Source organism: Pseudomonas sp. PA27(2017) (genome assembly GCF_001945445.1).
Lineage (GTDB): Bacteria > Pseudomonadota > Gammaproteobacteria > Pseudomonadales > Pseudomonadaceae > Aquipseudomonas.
Map to the genome: position 1 here is coordinate 162,315 of NZ_MSXW01000026.1, position 18,802 is coordinate 181,116.

Sequence of the window (18,802 nt, forward strand, 5' to 3'; positions counted from 1 at the left end):
CGACAGGATTGTGCAATCGACCCGACACCGGGCTGCACTACGCTTATCCATCCACACGGCCACAAGCCGTTGATTTACAACCGATAGGAATGCCCATGACCACCATTCTCGGCTATGCCGCCCAGGACTCCAGCAAACCTCTCGCGCCCTACCGCTTCCAGCGCCGCGCCGTCGGCGCCAACGACGTGCAGATCGACATCCTCTACTGCGGCGTCTGCCACTCCGACCTGCACACCGCGCGCAATGAGTGGAAGAACACCCTGTACCCCTCGGTGCCCGGCCACGAAATCGTCGGCAAGGTCACGGCCGTCGGTAGCGACGTGACCGGCTTCAAGGTCGGCGACCTGGCCGGCGTCGGCTGCATGGTCGACAGCTGCCGGAGCTGCTCGTCCTGTTCCGAAGGCCTCGAGCAATACTGCGAGGCCGGCTTCACCGGTACTTACAATGGCCCGGTCTTCGGTGGTGAAAACACCTTTGGCGGCTACTCCGACGCCATCGTCGTCGACCAGAAGTTCGTGCTGCGCATCCGTCACACCGACAACCTGGCCGCCGTTGCGCCGCTGCTCTGCGCCGGCATCACCACCTACTCGCCGCTGCGCCAGTGGAACGTCAGAAAGGGCGACAAGGTTGGCGTGGTCGGCCTCGGTGGCCTCGGCCATATGGGCGTGAAGATCGCCGCCGCCATGGGCGCTCACGTGGTGCTGTTCACCACCTCTCCGAACAAGCGTGAAGACGCCCTGCGCCTGGGCGCTGCCGAAGTGGTGGTGTCGAAGAATGCCGACGAGATGGCGGCCCACGCCAACAGCTTCGACTTCATCCTCAACACCGTGGCTGCACCGCACAACCTGGATGCCTTCCTCGGCCTGCTCAAGCGCGACGCCACCATGACCCTGGTCGGCATACCGGATTCGGCGCACCCGTCGCCGGAAGTCGTCGGTCTGATCTTCAAGCGCCGCCGCCTGGCCGGCTCGCTGATCGGTAGCATCGCCGAAACCCAGGAAATGCTCGACTTCTGCGCCGAGCACAACATCGTCTCGGACATCGAAATGATCGACATCCAGAACATCAACGAAGCCTACGAGCGCATGCTCAAGAGTGACGTGAAATACCGCTTCGTGATCGACATGGCTTCCCTGGCCAAGGATCAGGACGCGGCGTAAAAGGTCGCTTTCAGGTAACGCGCACTGGCCCCTATCGCTTGCTCGATAGCGGGCCAGTCGCGTTTATGGCGACGCAAGAACTCGTCGGTAGGGCCCATATCGAAGCGTTCGCGCTGGATGAAGTCCAACGACTCCGGCTCGACCTGCAACAGCCTCGGTAGTCCGGGCATCGCCAGCAAGGCTTTGAGCACAGGCATGGGCACATGCCGGTGCGGTGGCCGAACCTGCAATGCCTCTCCCAGCGCCAGCACCAGGCCGCGCAAATCCGGTGTGCGCGCATCCAGCGCCAATAGCGACTGCCCGACCATGCGGGAGTCGAAGGCGGCCAGGCGAATCAACTCCACCAGAAAATCCACACTGATCAGCGGCAGCCAGTGCTGCCGGGAGCCCGGTATCGCAGCCAGCCTCCTCTCGATCAACTGCCTCGCCAGCTCGGCAAACGGCTGTCCCGGCAGGATGTGACCGGTTTCAGCGTGACCGCACAATGTCGCCGGGTGCACCACGGTCAATGCGCCACGGCCGCTCATCTCGGTGTGCACTCGATAGTGGGCTTCCAGCTTGCTGCCTTCATAACCGCCCACGCGGCGGTATACCGCTGGCCAATCGGTTGCTTCCGGCAGCCTGGTGTTCACCCCCACTCTCGCCAGATGTTGCCCGTTGCACAGCATGTAGCCGCCCACCATCAGCAGCCTGGCATCGTTTTGCAGTGCCAGTCGCGCCACCCGCTGTGCACCTTCGACGTTCACCTCACGGGCCTGGGCCAATGACAGGCCCCAGGCGAACTGAACGCCCAGATGAAACAGCGTTGCACAGCCCGCCACCTGACGCTGTGCAGCTGCGTCCAGGCCCAGATCAGGCAGGGACAGATCACCCTGCACGACGCTCAGCATCCGGTCATTGCCACCCAGCTCGCGCACCCGCTGGCACAGCAATGGAAACTCGCTGATACGCCGCATCAGCACCACCGCCGAATAGCCGTGGCTGCTGAGATTGGCCAGCAGGTGCTGGCCGATAAAACCACTGCCACCAGTAACCAGACAGAATGTATTCATAACGGCTCACTCGATAAGGAAGCCAGAGGCTAAACTATCGAGCCCGCTCTACAGTCAAGAGGCAACCATGCGCATCGGTGAACTCGAACGCAGGGGCGGCGTCAGCCGTCATACCCTGCGTTACTACGAAACCCTGGGCCTGATTCAGGCCAGGCGGTTGGCGAACAACTACCGCGACTACCCTGACCACAGCCTCGAAGACCTGCACTTCATCCAGACCGGCCAGCGCATGGGCTTCTCACTCGATGAGTTGGGCAGCATCCTGAAAGCCAGGCGCGCGCAGCAGATCGACTGCGCACAAGGCGCACGGTTGGTCGCCGCCAAACTGCAGGAGATCGAGAGCCGGATCGAGGAGCTTTACGCCATGCGCGCCTACCTGCGCCAGGAACACCAACGCCTCGAGGCAAGTGCGGCAGCCCAGGCGGCATTGGCATCCATCTCGGGCTAGAACTGCAGCACTCGGTCAGGCGGTTAGGCCAGCAAGGGCTGTGAAGCAGCGCCTGATCGTCACTGCAACGCGAACGGATCGGCATCCTGATGCGCCGGGAAGCGCTCGCGGTAGGCGGCCAGCGCCGCGCCGTCGAGGCGCTGGTGAAACACGCCAGCCTTGTCATGCGCATCGAGCAGGCTGTCGCCCTGGAAATCCAGCACCTGGGAATCGCCGCTGTAGGGATGGCCCTTGCCGTCCACGCCGATGCGGTTGACCGCGGCCACGTAGCAGAGGTTTTCGATGGCCCGCGCCGGCAGCAGGCGGTTCCAGTGCAGGCGCCGCGCTGCCGGCCAGTTGGCGGTATAGAGCAGCAGGTCGGTGCCTTCGGCATCGCGGCTCCACACCGGAAAGCGCAGGTCGTAGCAGATCAACGGGCGCACGCGCCAACCCTTGACCTCGAACAGCGCCTGACGCTCGCCGGCAGCGTAGTGCTGGTGTTCGCCGGCCATGCGAAACAGATGGCGCTTGTCGTAGTGGGCCAGCGAACCATCTGGCCGCGCCCACAGCAGCCGGTTGCGGTAGCTGCCATCGGCGGCCTGGATGATCAGGCTGCCGGTGATCACCGCATCGAGGCGCTGCGCCTGCTCGCTGAGCCACTGACTGGTCGGCCCGCCTTCCGGCTCGGCCAGCTCGGCGGACTGCATGGAAAAACCGGTGCTGAACATCTCCGGCAGGATTACCAGATCGGCGCCCGCGGCCTGCCGTAGCTGCGCCTCGAAGTGGGCGCGGTTGCCCGCGGGGTCGTGCCAGGCCAGGTCGCTCTGGATCAGCGCCAGTTCGAGGTGGTCTTGTTTGCTCATCGATGTCCCTCCCGTGATATCGCCTGCCAAGCGGTGGACAACGCTTCGCGGTACAAGGTGCTAGATGGCGCTGAGTTTTTCCGCGGCCTGGCGCAGGGTGTCCTCGCGCTTGGCGAAGCAGAAACGCACCAGGCGCTGCGCCGGGTCGGGCCGTTCGCTGAACACCGAAATCGGAATCGCCGCCACGCCATGCTCGCGTGTCAGCCACTGGGCCATGGCCACATCGTCCAGGTCCGGGCGGATCGCCGAATAATCGGCCAGCTGAAAATAGGTGCCGGGCGTACGCGTGAAGGTGAAACGCGAGCCGGCCAGCAGGTCGCAGAACAGGTCGCGCTTGGCCTGATAGAACGCCGGCAACTCGGCCACATGCTCGGGACAGGCGGCCATGAAGTCGGCCAGCGCGCACTGCAAGGGCGTCACCCCACAAAAGCTGACGTACTGGTGCACCTTGCGCAGCTCGGCGCTCAGCGCGGGCGGCGCCACCACGTAGCCGGTCTTCCAGCCGGTCACGTGGTAGGTCTTGCCGAACGAGCTCACCACGAAGGCCCGCGCGTACAGCTCGTCGTGAGCCAGTACGCTGGCGTGCTGGCGGCCGTCGAACACCAGGTGCTCGTAGACTTCGTCGCTGACGATAAGGATGTCGCGATCGCGGATCAGTGCGGCCAGGCGGTCCAGTTCGTCACGGCTGATCAGCGCACCGCTGGGGTTGTGCGGCGTGTTGAGAATGATCAGCCGGGTACGCGGGCTGAGCGCTGCCTCCAGGCGTTGCCAGTCGATGGCGAAGCTCCCCTCGGCCAGCGGCACATGGATACAGCGCCCGCCGGCCAGTACCACGCTCGGGTCGTAGCTGTCGTAACAGGGATCGAAGACGATGGCCTCGTCGCCGGGATGGATCAGCGCCTGGATCGCGCAGAAGATCGCCTGGGTAGCGCCGGGGGTGACGGTCACTTCGCTGTCCGCACTGACGTTGCGCCCGTAGAGCCTCTGGACCTTCAGGGCGATCTGCTCGCGCAACGCCGGCAACCCGGTCATCGGTGCGTACTGGTTGTGCCCCGCCGCCACATGCCGGGCCAAGGCCTCGCGCAGCGCTTCGGGGCCGTCGAAGTCCGGGAAGCCCTGGGACAGGTTGATGGCGCCCGTCTGGACCGCGAGCTGGGACATGGTGGTGAAGATGGTGGTGCCGACAGCGGGCAACTTGCTGGTGAACATCGAGGCGTCCTGGGCAGTTGAGGCAGACGCCGAGGATAGCCGATGGCGCGAAGGCCACGCACCCGGTAATAATCGCCGCCTTGCCAACGAGAATGCCCATGAACGTCGAAGACCTTCGCCTGTTCGTCACCACCCTTGATGCAGGCAGCTTCACCGCCGCCGCCGATGCCCTCGGAGTGACCAAGCAGTACGTCAGCCGTCGCGTCGCCGCGCTGGAAGCACTGCTTGGCGTGCGCCTGCTCAACCGCACCACGCGCCGCCTGCAAGCCACCGAGCTAGGCGTGCTGCTGTACGACAAGGCCATCACCATTCTCGCCGACCTGCGCGACGCCCAGGAGCTGGTATCGGCTCAGGGCGCGTCCCTGCGCGGCACCTTGCGGGTCAGCGCGCCGATGACCTTCGCCACCCTGCACCTGAGCCATGTGCTGCCGCTGTTCATGCGGCAGCACCCGCACATCAACCTGGAGATCGACCTCAACGACCGCGCCGTCGACCTGCTCGCTGATGGCTACGACATGTCGATTCGCATCGGCACCCTAGAAGACTCCAGTCTGATCGCCAAGCGCCTGACCGACATGCAGACCATTCTCTGCGCCAGCCCGGCCTATCTCGACGAGCACGGCACGCCGGCAAACCTCGATGATCTGTCGCTGCATGCCTGCCTGCTCTACGGCCATAGCCGGCATGTCGAATGGCGCCTGCGAGATCAGGGCAAGGCTCGCAACCTGACCATGCGTGGTCAGCTGCGCGCCAACAACGGCGAGCTCATTCGCGATGCGGCCATTGCCGGCATGGGCATCGCCTACCTGCCCACCTTCATCGTCGGCCAGGCCCTGGCGAGCGGCGCGCTGGTGCCGATACTCGAACAGCACTGGCCAGCGTCGGCGGCGGTGTACGCGGTCTACCCGCAGCATCGGCAATCGGCCCGCGCGGTACAGGTGTTCTCGGATTTCATCAAGCAGCAGATCGAGCACCTGAAATCGTCAACCTAAAACGGACAATAAGTCCATTTACAGCCGGTTAATCAATTCAACGATAGTCAGTAACATTCCCTCCATGCCGCCGATAGAGGCAGCGCCATCACTGGAGGATTCATCATGCTGGCTATCCGTAAATCGACCGATCGTGGCCATGCCAACCATGGCTGGCTCAACTCCTTTCACACCTTCTCGTTCGCCAGTTACAACAATCCGAAGGAGCGCGGCTTCTCCGACCTGCTGGTGATCAACGACGACACCGTGGCCGCCGGCCAGGGTTTCGGCGAACACCCGCACCGCAACATGGAAATTTTCTCCTACGTGCTGCAAGGCGCACTGGAACACAAGGATAGCCTGGGCACCGGCTCGGTGATCCGCCCTGGCGACGTACAGCTGATGAGCGCCGGTACCGGCGTGTCGCACAGCGAGTTCAACCATTCGCACAGTGAAACGGTGCACTTCCTGCAGATCTGGATCGTGCCGAGCGAGCGCCAGGCCGAACCGCGCTACCAGCAGGAGCACTTCAGCGAAGCGCAGAAACGCGGCCGCCTGCAATTGATCATCTCGCCTGACGGCGCCGATGGCTCGCTGACCGTACGCCAGAACGCCCGCGTCTACGCCGGTTTGTTCGACGCTGACGAGCAGGCGCACCTGCAACTCGGCGATGACCGCTACGCCTACGTCCATGTGGCCCGCGGCAGCGTCCAGCTCAACGGCGAGCAGCTGCAGGCCGGGGACGGTGTGCGAGTGCGCGATACCCGCGACCTGCACCTGAGCAACGGTCAGCAGGCCGAAGTGCTGGTATTCGATCTGCGGCCCAATGAGCTGCCATCGCTTTATTGATAAGTACGCCGTAGCTCGGCGTTGAGCGCAGCGATACCCGGGAGATGCTCCCTGGTGTCGTTGCGCGCTTTTTGCAGCCTACAGCTGAGCGAGGCGATGCGCAGGCAGCGGCGTTCAGCCTTGCCGGCATAGGCAGAGCGGATACCGCGTCCTGGGTTTCGCTGCGCTCTACGCCAGGCTACCCAGACAATTCGCTGCACACGTCGCCAGCCCCTAGGCGCTTATATACGCCTGCCTTAGAATGAGCCTCCGCCGCGCGCCGGCCATTTGCTCAGTCGAAAATCTCCATGCGCTGGTTGCTCGCCTTTACACTTTTCTCAATGGCCCTCGCCGGGCATGCAGCCGCTGCGCCCGCGTCTCCCGTGGCCACCGTCGACAAGGTATTGGTGGAGAAAGCCCAGCGCCGGCTGCAGTTGATCAGCCAAGGCAAAACGCTGAAGTCGTATCGGATTTCCCTGGGCAAGCAGCCGGTCGGCGCCAAGCTGCGCGAAGGTGATTTGCGTACGCCGGAAGGCTTCTACTGGATCGACTGGCGCCGCAAGAGCGAGAAGTACAACCTGTCCATGCACATCTCCTACCCCAACGCCCGTGACCAAGCGCAGGCCAAGGCCGCCGGGGTGAAGCCGGGCAGCATGATCATGATCCACGGCACGCCGCTGGACGACGAATACCCCGAGTGGTTCTTTCACACCCTGGACTGGACCGAAGGCTGCATCGCCATGAAGAACGCCGACATGCGCGAAGTCTGGGCGCTGGTGAAGGACGGCACGCTGATCGAGATTCGTCCCTGACGTGATCTTGGAATCGACGCCAGGGCGAGAAGCGGTAGTTAGAACTGCAGATCGGACAAGCGCCACACTTCGAAGGCGGGCACTTCATAAGGGTGGGCTTTCTTCAGGGCTTTGACGGCGTTGTGGATCAGCTCGTCGGCGACGACCAGCTCGACTTTCCATTCAGGAACCGTTGCCAGCTCACCGCTCTGGCCAATGAACGGTTTGCTGCCTTCCAGCGGGCGGAACTGGCCGCGGCCCTGGGTTTGCCAGCAGCAGTGCTCGTAGCCGGCGGCGCGCCCGGCGCCCTCCGCGAACACGGCCATTTTCACGCTTTCCAGGTGGCTCTCCGGAACGTAGAAACACAACTTGTACATCAACTACTCCACTGCAAGTCGCTGAAAACAATGTGCTAATCATGCCACAACGTGATGGCACATTGCCCAGCAAGATTCGTGACACAGGCATCAGTGCTGAAACATTCAGATTTGCCCGGCGCAGCACTGTTCCTGAATGGAAAGATGCTGTCATGAGTTGATGCATCGAAACCGGCCGGCGCCCGCATCGCTTACTTGATAGAAGTCCAAATCGCGACGCGATTCAAATGCCGGAATGAAAAACGCCAGGCAATGCCTGGCGTTTTCGATGCAGCGAGCGACTCGATCAGTCGACCCACACCCGGGCGTTACGGAACATACGCATCCAGCCAGCATCTTCCTGCCACTCGTCCGGGCGCCAGGAGTTCTGCACGGCGCGGAATACCCGCTCCGGGTGCGGCATCATGATGGTTACGCGGCCGTCGCGGCTGGTCAGGCCGGTAATGCCACGCGGCGAGCCGTTCGGGTTGGCTGGGTAGGCTTCGGTGACCTTGCCGTGGTTGTCGACGAAACGCAGCGCCACGGTGCCGGACAGGTCGGCTTCGAGCAGGGCTTCCTCGCTTTCGAACTCGGCATGGCCTTCACCGTGGGCGATGGCGATCGGCATGCGCGAGCCAGCCATGCCGCGCAGGAAGATCGACGCCGACTCCTGCACCTGGACCATGGCCACACGCGCTTCGAACTGCTCGGAGCGGTTGCGCACGAAGTGCGGCCAGAACTCGGTGCCCGGAATCAGTTCGTGCAGGTTGGAGAGCATCTGGCAACCGTTGCACACGCCAAGGGTGAAGCTGTCCTTGCGCTCGAAGAAGCCCTGGAAGGCATCCCGGGCACGGGCGTTGAACAGCGCCGACTTGGCCCAGCCTTCACCGGCGCCGAGCACGTCGCCGTAGGAGAAGCCGCCACAGGCAACCAGGCCCTTGAAGTCGTTGAGGTCGACACGGCCAGAGAGGATGTCGCTCATATGCACATCAACTGATGCAAACCCGGCGCGGTCGAAGGCCGCGGCCATTTCCACCTGACCGTTGACGCCCTGCTCGCGCAGCACGGCGATCTGCGGGCGCACGCCCTTCTTGATGTACGGCGCAGCGATGTCGTCGTTGACGTCGAAGCCCAACTTGATCGACAGGCCTGGGTTGTCTTCTTCCAGGAGCGCGTCGAATTCTTGATCCGCGCAATCGGCGTTGTCACGCAGACGCTGGATGCGATGGCTGGTTTCGGCCCACTGGCGCTGCAGCAGGCGGCGCTGGCCGCTGAATACCGGCTGGTCGTTGTAGCTGATGGCCACGTCACCGTTGTTGACCGGCTTGCCGATTACCGCAACGCAGTCTTCCAGGCCAGCGGCGCTGAACTGGGCGAGCACGTCCGGGGTGGCGTCCTGGCGAACCTGGATCACTGCGCCCAGCTCTTCGTTGAACAGGAAGGCGGCCAGCTCTTCGCGGCTCTCGACCAGGCCGTCGAGCTGCAGGCTGAGGCCGCAATGGCCGGCGAAGGCCATTTCCAGCACGCTGACCAACAGGCCACCGTCGGAACGGTCGTGGTAGGCCAGCAGGTGACCATCGGCGTTGAGGCCCTGGATCACTGCGAAGAAGGCCTTGAGGTCTTCGGCGTCGTCGACGTCCGGTGCCTGCTTGCCGAGCTTGCTGTACACCTGGGCGAGGATCGAGGCGCCCATGCGATTCTGGCCACGGCCCAGGTCGATGAGGATCAGGTCGGTCTCACCCTTGTCCATGCGCAGCTCTGGGGTCAGGGTCTTGCGCACGTCGGCAACCGGCGCGAAACCGGTGACGATCAGCGACAGCGGCGAGGTGACGCTCTTCTCCGCACCCTCCTCGCTCCACTTGGTCTTCATCGACATCGAGTCCTTGCCGACCGGAATGGTCAGGCCCAGCTCGGGGCACAGCTCCATGCCGACCGCCTTGACGGTGTCGTACAGGCGGGCGTCCTCACCCGGGTGACCGGCCGCGGACATCCAGTTGGCCGACAGTTTGATGTCGGACAGCTTGTCGATGCGCGAGGCGGCGATGTTGGTCAGCGTTTCACCGATGGCCATACGGCCGGAAGCCGGGGCGTCGAGCAGCGCCAGCGGGGTGCGCTCGCCCATGGCCATGGCTTCGCCGGTATACACGTCGAAGCTGGTGGCGGTCACGGCGACATCAGCCACCGGCACCTGCCACGGGCCGACCATCTGATCACGGGCTACCAGGCCGGTGATGGTGCGGTCGCCGATGGTTATCAAAAAGCTCTTGCTGGCCACGGCCGGATGGCGCAATACGCGCTCGGCGGCTTCGCCGATGTCCAGGGTGCTCGGGTCGAAATCGTCGCCCAGTTCGGCCTCGCGGGTCACTGAACGGTGCATGCGTGGCGGCTTGCCGAGCAACACCTCGAGCGGCATGTCCACCGGGGTGTTGGCGAAGTGGCTGTCGGTGACGGTCAGGTGCGGCTCTTCGGTGGCCTCACCGACCACCGCGAACGGGCAACGCTCGCGCTCGCAGATGGCCTGGAAGCGCTCGAAGTCCTTGGCGCTGACGGCCAGCACGTAACGCTCCTGGGACTCGTTGCTCCAGATCTCGTGCGGGGCCATGCCCGGCTCGTCATTGGGCACGTTGCGCAGCTCGAAGCGACCACCGCGACCACCATCGTTGACCAGCTCCGGGAAGGCGTTGGAGATACCGCCGGCGCCGACGTCATGGATGAAGGCGATGGGGTTGGCATCGCCCAGTTGCCAGCAACGGTCGATGACCTCCTGGCAGCGGCGCTCCATTTCCGGGTTCTCGCGCTGCACCGAGGCGAAGTCCAGGTCCGCCGAGCTGGCACCGGTGGCTACCGACGAAGCGGCACCGCCACCCAGGCCGATCAGCATGGCCGGGCCGCCGAGCACGATCAGCTTGGCGCCGACGGTGATCTCGCCCTTTTGCACATGGTCTTCACGGATGTTGCCCATGCCGCCGGCGAGCATGATCGGCTTGTGATAGCCGCGCACTTCGTCGCCATGGGGCGTGCTGATCGATTGCTCGAAGGTACGGAAGTAGCCGGTCAGCGCCGGACGGCCGAATTCGTTGTTGAACGCGGCGCCGCCCAGCGGGCCTTCGATCATGATGTCCAGCGGCGTGACGATGCGCTCGGGCTTGCCGTAGGCCTGCTCCCAGGGCTGTTCGAAGCCGGGGATGTTCAGGTTGGAGACGGTGAAACCGGTCAGACCGGCTTTCGGCTTGGCGCCGCGACCGGTGGCGCCTTCGTCGCGAATCTCGCCCCCGGAGCCGGTGGACGCACCGGAGAAGGGCGAGATGGCGGTCGGGTGGTTGTGAGTTTCCACCTTCATCAGGATGTGCACCGGCTCCTGTACCGCGCCGTACTGGCGGGTTTCAGGATTGGGGAAGAAACGCCCGGCGGTGTGGCCGACGATCACCGAGGCGTTGTCCTTATAAGCGGACAGCACGTTCTCGCTGTGCATCTGGTAGGTGTTCTTGATCATGCCGAACAGCGACTTTTCCTGGCTTTCGCCGTCGATGTCCCAGCTGGCATTGAAGATCTTGTGACGGCAGTGTTCGGAGTTGGCCTGGGCGAACATCATCAGTTCGATGTCGTGCGGGTTGCGCTTCAAGCCCTGGAAGGCGTTGACCAGGTAATCGATCTCGTCTTCGGCCAGAGCCAGGCCCAGCTCGGTGTTGGCCTTTTCCAACGCAGCACGGCCGCCACCGAGGATGTCCACGGCGGTCAGCGGCTTGGGTTCGGCATGGCTGAACAGCTTGGCAGCGTCCTGCAGGTTGCTCAGCACCAGCTGAGTCATGCGGTCATGCAGCAGCGCGGCGACCTGCTGTACGTCGGCGTCGCTCAGCTCGCCGGAGACGTAGTAGGCGATGCCCCGCTCCAGACGACGGATAGTGTCCAGGCCGCAGTTGCGGGCGATGTCGCTGGCCTTGCTCGACCACGGCGAAATGGTGCCGAAACGCGGGATGGTCAGCAGCAGGCGACCGCTGGGCTCCTGCACCGGCACGCTTGGGCCGTACTTTAGCAGTCGGGCCAGTACCTGCTCTTCGTCGGCACTCAGGGCACCGTCGACATCGGCAAAGTGGGCGAACTCGGCATACAGGCCGGTCACAGCAGGCACTTTACTGGTCAGTTGCTCGAGCAATTTACCGTGGCGAAAAGCGGAAAGGGCGGGAGCGCCGCGCAGGATCAGCATCAGGGGACAGCCTCTGGGAAGGGGGTGTGCTTTGAGGGCGCATATTCTAGCCTAAAGCGACGAGCGCGGCACGCCCGCTCATGCCGGCGGACAAGCGCCCGCAGGCGGCGCTTTCGCCCTGCAGGCCGTTGAAAAACGTAGGCGAGGCAGCCAGTGAAGGCAAAAACAGCCGAAAAAGCGGAGTGTACGAGCTGTACATGAGCATTTTGAGGCTGTTTTTAACGCGGCAATGGCAACGTAGGTAGTTTTTCAACGGCCTGCTAGCAGAGCGCACGAGCACTGTCCAGATATGGCACGGCACGGCGTTGGCGTATACTGTGCTGATGCCCTCTCCAAACCTGATTGGCAAGCGCTACGCCGGCTGGCTGTCGGCGATCGGATTACTCCTGATGCTCAGCGGCTGCGCGGAACCTCCGAGCAGCCTGGAGCGGATCAAGGAGGAAGGCGTGCTGCGCGTGATTACTCGCAACAGCCCGGCCACGTATTTCCAGGATCGTAACGGCGAAACCGGTTTCGAATACGAGCTGGTCAAACGCTTCGCCGATGACCTGGACGTCAAACTGGAAATCCAGACCGCCGACAACCTCGACGACCTTTTCAGCCGCCTCGGCAAACCGGGTGGCCCGGTGCTGGCCGCCGCCGGCCTGGTGGAAAGCGAAGGCCGCCAGCAGAGCGCGCGCTTTTCCGTGCCCTACCTGGAAGTGACCCCGCAGATCGTCTACCGCAACGGCCAGCGCCGCCCCAGCCGCCCCGCGGATCTGGTCGGCAAACGCATCCTGGTGCTCAAGGGCAGCAGCCATGCCGAGCAGCTTGCTGCGCTGAAAATCGAAGAGCCGGAGCTGCAGTACGAGGAGTCGGCCGATGTCGAGGTCGTCGACCTGCTGCGCATGGTCGACGAGGGCGAAATCGACCTGACCCTGGTCGACTCCAATGAACTGGCCATGAACCAGGTGTATTTCCCCAACGTGCGTGTCGGCTTCGACTTGGGCGACTCGCGCAATCTGGTCTGGGCGGTCGCTCCGGGCGAGGACAACAGCCTGCTCGAGCAGGTCGACGGCTTCCTGCGCCGCTCCCAGGACAACGGCAGCCTGCAGCGCCTCAAAGAGCGCTACTACGGCCACGTCGACGTTTTGGGTTATGTGGGCGCCTACACTTTTGCCCAGCATCTGCAGCAGCGCCTGCCACGTTATGAGAAGCACTTTCGCAAGGCTGCCCAGGAAAACGGTCTGGACTGGCGCATGCTCGCCGCCGTGGGTTATCAGGAGTCGCTCTGGCAACCGGGTGCCACCTCCAAGACCGGCGTGCGCGGCTTGATGATGCTGACCCTGCGCACCGCCCAGGCGATGGGCGTGTCCGACCGTCTCAACCCGCAGCAAAGCATCCAGGGCGGCGCCAGGTACCTGGTGCACGTCAAGGAACAGCTGCCGGACAGCATTCAGGAGCCGGACCGCACCTGGTTCGCCCTCGCCTCCTACAACATTGGTGGCGGCCACCTGGAGGATGCGCGCAAGCTCACCGAAGCCGAGGGCCTGGACCCCGACAAGTGGCTCGACGTGCAGAAGATCCTGCCGCGCCTGTCGCAGAAACAGTGGTACAGCAAGACCCGTTACGGCTATGCCCGCGGCGGCGAGCCGGTGCATTTCGTGCGCAACATCCGTCGCTACTACGACATCCTCACCTGGGTGACCCAGCCGCAACTGGAAGGCAGCCAGGTCGCCGAAAGCGGCCTGCACGTCCCGGGCGTCGCCAAGGACCACCCCGAGCAGCAGGAAAAAGCACCGCTCTAAGAACCTGTTCAAAGTCTTGTATGCGCATGAATAGGCAACTACAAGGCAGAAGCGGTCGCTCAAACCAACCTGTGGGAGCCCCGACCTCGGGGCGAAACGATTGCAGCCTGACTGCCGACTTCGGCGGTGCCTGACTAATTCGCCGCGAGGTCGCAGCTCCCACAGTGGATCGGATAACGGCCGCTCCCACCACTTAGCCACCAAAGTCGCCGAACCTGGGCTTGAAGGTTATGAACAGGCTCTAAGAGCCCGCGCTTCCACCTACTATCGAACGCTCTTGATCACCTCGATCAACCCGCGCAGTGCAGCCGACACGTGACGATGGCTCGGGTAATACAGCCGCAATCCCCCCACAGGCGGTGACCAGTCCTCCAGCACCGCGACCAGCCTGCCCTCCTCCAGCCAGCGCTGCGCTGCCATGTCCGGCACATAGGCGATGCCCATGCCGGCCACCGCCGCCTCGATCATCAACTGCGTGTGGTTGAGGGTCATGCTGCCCGGCACGTCCACAGCGACCTCCTGCCCACGCTGCTCGAACTCCCAGCGATAGAGTTTGCCGCTGGGCAGGCGCTGTCGGATGCAGCGATGGGCACGCAGATCCTCCGGCATGACGGGCCGTCCAGCGCGGGCCAGATACTCGGGCGATGCCACGGCGAGAAAACGAAAGTCCTCGCTCAGGGCCACGGCGATCATGTCCTGGGGCACCGCTTCCGCCAGCCGTATGCCGGCATCGAAGCCCTCGCGCACGACGTCTACCAGGTGACCGTCGCTGACCAGATCCAGGGAGACCTGCGGGTAGCGCTCCAGAAACGTCGGCACCACGCGCTTGAGCAGCACGCGCATGGCCTCTTCGCCGCCATTGATGCGCAGGGTGCCGGTGGGATGGCCGCCCTCGTCGGTCAACGCATCGATGGCCTGATCCAACCCCTGCAGCACTGGCCCCAGGCGCTGCAGGAAGTGCTCGCCGGCCTCGGTCGGCGCCACGCTGCGGGTGGTGCGGTGCAGCAGGCGCACACCTAGCTGGCGCTCCAGCGCGGCGATCGCGTGGCTGAGTGCAGAGCGGGAAATCCCCAGCTCATCGGCGGCTTTTCTAAAACTGCGATGTTGCGCCACCGCCATCAGGGCACTGAGATCGCTTAGTGTCGGCCTGCTCATTGTTCATTTCCATTCACCAGCCCATTCGCATTAAAGCCGATTATCACAACAAGTGATCTGGTTAGAGTGAATGCCTCAATCAACGATCGAGGAGCACAGCATGAACAAGACCTGGCTTATCACAGGGGCATCGTCCGGGCTCGGCAAGATCATGACGGCCCAATTGCTGGAGCGTGGTGATCGGGTGATTGCCACCGCACGGCGTGAGCAAGCCCTGCAGGACCTGTCCAACGCTCATGGCGACCGGCTGCAGGTGCTCGCTCTGGACGTCACCGATACGGCGCAGATCGCTCGCGTGATCGATCACGCCTTCGAGCGCTTCGGGCGCATCGACGTAATCGTCAGCAACGCCGGTTATGGCCTGTTCGGCCCTGCCGAGCAGGTAAGCGACGAGCAGATCGAGCGGGTGCTGGCCACCAACCTGACCGGCTCGATCCAGCTGATCCGCCGCAGCCTGGCCCACCTGCGTGCCCAGGGCGGCGGGCGTATCGTTCAGGTGTCTTCCGAGGGCGGGCAGATCGCCTATCCAGGCTTCAGCCTCTACCACGCCAGCAAATGGGGGATCGAAGGCTTCGTCGAGGCCGTGGCCCAGGAGGTCGCGCCCTTCGGGATCGACTTCATCCTCGCCGAGCCGGGCCCGACCCGCACCAACTTCGCCGCCGCTCTCGACCTGGCACCACCTGCCGGCGCTTATCGAAACACGCCGGCTGGTCAGGTGCACGGGATGATCGCCAGTGGCGAATTCGAAATCCGCGGTGACGCCGTCAACACCGTAGCGGCAATCATCCAGGCGGCCGACGCGACCAACCCGCCCCTGCGCCTGGCGCTGGGCAGCACCGCCTATGAAAACATCCATAGCGCCCTCGCTCAGCGCCTCGACTCACTCGAAGCGCAGCGTGATGTGGCCTTCTCGGCCGACAGCCAGGAGCGCTGATATGCATCCGCTTTCGTTGATCCACCTGGCTGCCGCGGCGGCATTGCTGCTGGCTGCCGTGAGCAGCCACGCCGAGCAGAAACCCAACAAGGTTGCCGGCACCTGGAACCTGATCGCCGCCATGGTCGAAAGCGACGGTGTGATCAGCCATCCCTACGGGCCCGAGCCGAAAGGCCGACTGGTATTCACGCCGGACCTGTACTTCGTGGAGTTTTTGCACGACCCGCGCATACAGCGCTTTCAATCCAACCAACGGGGCGGCGGCACCGACGCGGAGAACCGCGCCGTGATGGCCGGCAGCCTGGCGCTGTACGGGCGCTACACCGTCGATGCCCAAGGCGACTTCAGCGGCAACACCGTGGAAGGCTCCTCCTTCCCGAACTGGACCGGCGACGTGCGCACCACCCAGGAACTGCGTATGGAGGTAGAAGGCGAGCGCATGATCGAAAGCTTCCAGCGCCCTGGCGGTGCCAAGGTCAGGCTGGTTTTCCAGCGCGCTCGCTGAGAAACGACTCAGCGGGTGACGGTCTGATTGCCCATGGCGCAGAAGCTCTGCGCCTTCTTGTTGGCTGGCAAGGCGCGTAATTGAGCGGAGCACTGCGCCTGGCTCGCTGCGCGGCTGAGGCTCAGCACCGCGTCATCGTCGATGCTGATCAGATAGGGTTGGTTATAGCGCACCTTGTCGTACCAGCCGCTGATCTGCAGGTCACTGTAAACGCAGCGGTAGCGCATATGGCCGGTGAAGCCCTTGAACTTGTCACGCTGGAAGATGTGGTGATACTGCTGCCAATCGCGCTCGCGCTGGCCCTTGCGCACGGCATCCAGGCAACCCTGCAACTCGGTGATTTCCGGCTCGTGGAGAAAGATGCTCTGGGCCAGATTGGAGCCGTCCAAATGCGCGGTGGCCACCAGATAAACCTGCCGCTCCGCCGCCTGGGCGGATGCGCCCAGTAGTGCCGCTGCTGCAAACATCCCTGCTTTGATCAATTGCATGACTCCCTGCCTTAGTTGGTCAGCCTGCGATACGAATCCTGATATGCCTGCTGCATCGCCAAGAGCGATGCAACCTGAACACGTGCTACCCCCGCCGTGCCTTGAAAAACGCCTTCAGCACCTCACCACACTCCTGGGCCAGCACCCCGCCCTCGACCCGCACACGGTGGTTGAGGAAAGCCTGGTCGAAGAACTGGCCGCGGCTTACCGCCATGCCCGCGCGGGGTTCGCTGGCGCCGAATACCACGCGTTGTATGCGCGAGTGGACGATGAGCCCCGCGCACATGGCGCAGGGCTCCAGGGTCACGTACAGGGTGCTGCCCGGTAGGCGGTAGTTGGCGAAGGCCTGGGCGGCGGCGCGGATGGCGACCATCTCGGCGTGGGCGCTGGGATCCGAGGTGGAGATCGGGCAGTTGAAGCCGCGGCCGATCACTTCGCCGTCCTGCACCAGCACGGCGCCGACCGGCACTTCGCCGCGGGCAGCGCCTTCGGCCGCCAGCCCGAGGGCTTCGCGCATGAAGCGCTCGTCGTGGCTGCGGTCGATGATCAAGGGGGCTCTCAACTCATGGCACTCAAATCAGGCGATCTCGATGGCGGCCATCAGGCCGGTTTCCATATGGTCGATGACGTGACAGTGGAACATCCACACGCCAGGATTATCGGCCACGAAGGCGATGCGCGCAGTCTCGTTCTTGCCGAGCAGGAAGGTGTCGGTGTAGTACGGTTCGATCTTGCGGCGGTTGGAATCCAGCACCTTGAAGATCAACCCATGCAGGTGAATCGGGTGCTGGTACTGGGCCATGTTGCGCAGCACGAAGATGTAATGGCCATCCTTCTTGAGGCTGGCGATGGGCCGGTCGGCGCAGGTCTTGTCGTTGATGTCCCAGGCCTGACCGTTGATCTGCCAGTACTTGTAGCGGCCGGCGGCCTCGTCGACGGGCGATGCCAGTGCCGCGGCCCATTCGAAATTGAAGCGCAGGGTTTCGGCCTTCGCCAGGTCCGGCTCGGCTACCGGGTTCGGCGGCAATGCCGGCGGCCATTCGGCGGCAGGCTCGTTGCTGGCCACCGATTTGATGGTCGCCAGGCGCAACGGCCCGTTGCGCAGCGACAATTCTTCGCTGCCCGCCGCCGGCACCTTGAGCGCCAGGTCGATGCGCATGCCCGGCCCCAGCCAGTAATCCTTGCCCAGCGGGCGCGGCTTGATCGGGTTGCCGTCCAGAGCGTAGATGCGCGCCTCGCCGCCCGGGAGATTGAGGCGATAGGTGATGGTGCTGTCGACGTTGATCAGGCGCAGGCGCACCACCTGGCCGGCGGGCAGTTCCAGGGTCGGCAGCGACACGCCGTTGATGGTCGACAGCCGCCCACGGGTGCCCTCCCGCGCCGCCTCGCGGGGCACGCTGAATTCAGTGAAAGCGCCCGCTTCGTCCACGTGCCAGCTCTTCAGGCAAAGTGTGCGCTCGTGGCGGAAACCGGTGGGCTCGCGCTCCTCGATGATCAGCGGGCCGACCAGCCCACGACCCAGCTGTTTGGCGCTGGACTCATGGGGGTGGTACCAGTAGCTGCCGGCGTCCGGAGTGACGAAGCGGTAATCGAAGAATTCCCCCGGCAATACCGGCGCCTGGGACACATAGGGCACGCCGTCCATTTCCAGCGGCAGGCGGATGCCGTGCCAGTGGATGGTGGTGGGCTCGGGCAGGTGATTGATGAAGCGCACACGCAGCTCGTCGCCTTGGCGGCAGCGCAGCTCCACGCCGGGCGCCTGGCCACCGAACGTCCACGCCGGGGTGACATGGCCGGGCACCAGTTCGATGTCGTGGGGCACCGCGATCAGCTCGTAGTCGTGGGTCTTGCGATCGAACGGGCGACCCAGCCAATAGCGCGCGCCGCCAGCGCCGAGACCAACCACGCCGAGGCCGACCAGACCGCCCAACACCTGTCTACGGGTGAAACTCATGAAACCTGCTCCTGAAGCGGGACTGCGGTGACACTAATCAGGTCTGAACGATTGCGCCTCTGCGGGCGCTGGAGAGCTGCGCACGATACACCTTGCGGGCCGGAGCGTTAAGGTCTGC

The 18,802-nt window shown here is 64.0% G+C and carries 17 protein-coding genes; 8 read left to right on the forward strand and 9 right to left on the reverse strand.

All coding sequences use genetic code 11. The features are described from left to right. Positions 1–95 precede the first annotated feature (95 nt). On the forward strand, positions 96–1,160 hold the full coding sequence (locus tag BVH06_RS14450) for an NAD(P)-dependent alcohol dehydrogenase (protein WP_075934505.1): 1,065 nt from the start codon (positions 96–98) through the stop codon (positions 1,158–1,160). Here BVH06_RS14450 and BVH06_RS14455 read toward each other — a convergent pair. Continuing rightward, on the reverse strand, positions 1,145–2,212 hold the full coding sequence (locus tag BVH06_RS14455) for an SDR family oxidoreductase (RefSeq protein ID WP_075934506.1): 1,068 nt from the start codon (positions 2,210–2,212) through the stop codon (positions 1,145–1,147). The genes BVH06_RS14450 and BVH06_RS14455 overlap by 16 nt on opposite strands. A gap of 67 nt (positions 2,213–2,279) precedes the next feature. On the opposite strand from BVH06_RS14455, the gene BVH06_RS14460 reads away from it, so the two are divergent. Next, entirely contained in the window at positions 2,280–2,660 is a 381-nt protein-coding gene (locus BVH06_RS14460; protein WP_075934507.1) for a MerR family DNA-binding protein, read from the forward strand. Positions 2,661–2,719: 59 nt separating this feature from the next. On the opposite strand, the gene BVH06_RS14465 is transcribed toward BVH06_RS14460, so the two are convergent. Together BVH06_RS14465 and BVH06_RS14470 are read right to left on the reverse strand one after the other, a co-directional pair. Continuing rightward, positions 2,720–3,502, reverse strand: a complete 783-nt coding sequence (locus BVH06_RS14465; protein ID WP_075934508.1) for an amidohydrolase — start codon at positions 3,500–3,502, stop codon at positions 2,720–2,722. Positions 3,503–3,562: 60 nt separating this feature from the next. Next, positions 3,563–4,711: a pyridoxal phosphate-dependent aminotransferase gene (locus tag BVH06_RS14470; protein ID WP_075934509.1), complete on the reverse strand. Its 1,149-nt coding sequence runs from the start codon at positions 4,709–4,711 to the stop codon at positions 3,563–3,565. 98 nt (positions 4,712–4,809) lie between these two features. Here BVH06_RS14470 and BVH06_RS14475 point away from each other — a divergent pair, with 98 nt between their 5' ends. The 3 genes from BVH06_RS14475 to BVH06_RS14485 all read left to right on the forward strand — a co-directional run bounded on the left by BVH06_RS14475 (position 4,810) and on the right by BVH06_RS14485 (position 7,322). Next, a complete protein-coding gene (locus BVH06_RS14475) occupies positions 4,810–5,703 on the forward strand; it encodes a LysR family transcriptional regulator (RefSeq protein ID WP_075934510.1) in 894 nt (297 codons plus the stop codon). A 105-nt stretch (positions 5,704–5,808) separates the two neighbouring features. Beyond that, positions 5,809–6,531 carry a pirin family protein gene (locus tag BVH06_RS14480; RefSeq protein WP_075934511.1) on the forward strand — a complete coding sequence of 241 codons (723 nt, stop codon included), beginning with the start codon at positions 5,809–5,811 and terminating at the stop codon, positions 6,529–6,531. Positions 6,532–6,818: 287 nt separating this feature from the next. Then, complete coding sequence (locus BVH06_RS14485) at positions 6,819–7,322, forward strand: murein L,D-transpeptidase family protein (protein WP_075934512.1); 504 nt, start codon at positions 6,819–6,821, stop codon at positions 7,320–7,322. A 38-nt stretch (positions 7,323–7,360) separates the two neighbouring features. Here BVH06_RS14485 and BVH06_RS14490 read toward each other — a convergent pair whose 3' ends face one another. Continuing rightward, the gene (locus BVH06_RS14490) at positions 7,361–7,678 is read right to left on the reverse strand and encodes a YqfO family protein (RefSeq protein WP_075934513.1); all 318 of its coding nucleotides are present in this window, start codon (positions 7,676–7,678) and stop codon (positions 7,361–7,363) included. A 286-nt stretch (positions 7,679–7,964) separates the two neighbouring features. Beyond that, positions 7,965–11,861, reverse strand: coding sequence for a phosphoribosylformylglycinamidine synthase (purL, locus tag BVH06_RS14495; protein WP_075934514.1), 3,897 nt, complete (start codon positions 11,859–11,861; stop codon positions 7,965–7,967). A gap of 323 nt (positions 11,862–12,184) precedes the next feature. On the opposite strand from purL, the gene mltF reads away from it, so the two are divergent. After that, on the forward strand, positions 12,185–13,648 hold the full coding sequence (mltF, locus tag BVH06_RS14500) for a membrane-bound lytic murein transglycosylase MltF (RefSeq protein ID WP_075934690.1): 1,464 nt from the start codon (positions 12,185–12,187) through the stop codon (positions 13,646–13,648). Between the two features lie 264 nt (positions 13,649–13,912). On the opposite strand, the gene BVH06_RS14505 is transcribed toward mltF, so the two are convergent. After that, positions 13,913–14,803, reverse strand: coding sequence for a LysR family transcriptional regulator (locus BVH06_RS14505; protein ID WP_075934515.1), 891 nt, complete (start codon positions 14,801–14,803; stop codon positions 13,913–13,915). Between the two features lie 100 nt (positions 14,804–14,903). Between BVH06_RS14505 and BVH06_RS14510 the strand changes: the two genes are divergently transcribed. Next, positions 14,904–15,737, forward strand: coding sequence for an SDR family oxidoreductase (locus tag BVH06_RS14510; RefSeq protein WP_075934516.1), 834 nt, complete (start codon positions 14,904–14,906; stop codon positions 15,735–15,737). Between the two features lies 1 nt (position 15,738). Then, positions 15,739–16,242, forward strand: a complete 504-nt coding sequence (locus BVH06_RS14515; protein ID WP_075934517.1) for a lipocalin-like domain-containing protein — start codon at positions 15,739–15,741, stop codon at positions 16,240–16,242. An 8-nt stretch (positions 16,243–16,250) separates the two neighbouring features. On the opposite strand, the gene BVH06_RS14520 is transcribed toward BVH06_RS14515, so the two are convergent. The 3 genes from BVH06_RS14520 to BVH06_RS14530 form a co-directional block, all read right to left on the reverse strand. Further along, positions 16,251–16,709: a hypothetical protein gene (locus BVH06_RS14520; protein WP_075934691.1), complete on the reverse strand. Its 459-nt coding sequence runs from the start codon at positions 16,707–16,709 to the stop codon at positions 16,251–16,253. Positions 16,710–16,815: 106 nt separating this feature from the next. Continuing rightward, positions 16,816–17,292, reverse strand: coding sequence for a tRNA adenosine(34) deaminase TadA (tadA, locus tag BVH06_RS14525; RefSeq protein ID WP_075934518.1), 477 nt, complete (start codon positions 17,290–17,292; stop codon positions 16,816–16,818). 15 nt (positions 17,293–17,307) lie between these two features. Further along, on the reverse strand, positions 17,308–18,684 hold the full coding sequence (locus BVH06_RS14530) for a multicopper oxidase family protein (RefSeq protein WP_075934519.1): 1,377 nt from the start codon (positions 18,682–18,684) through the stop codon (positions 17,308–17,310). Positions 18,685–18,802: the final 118 nt, after the last annotated feature.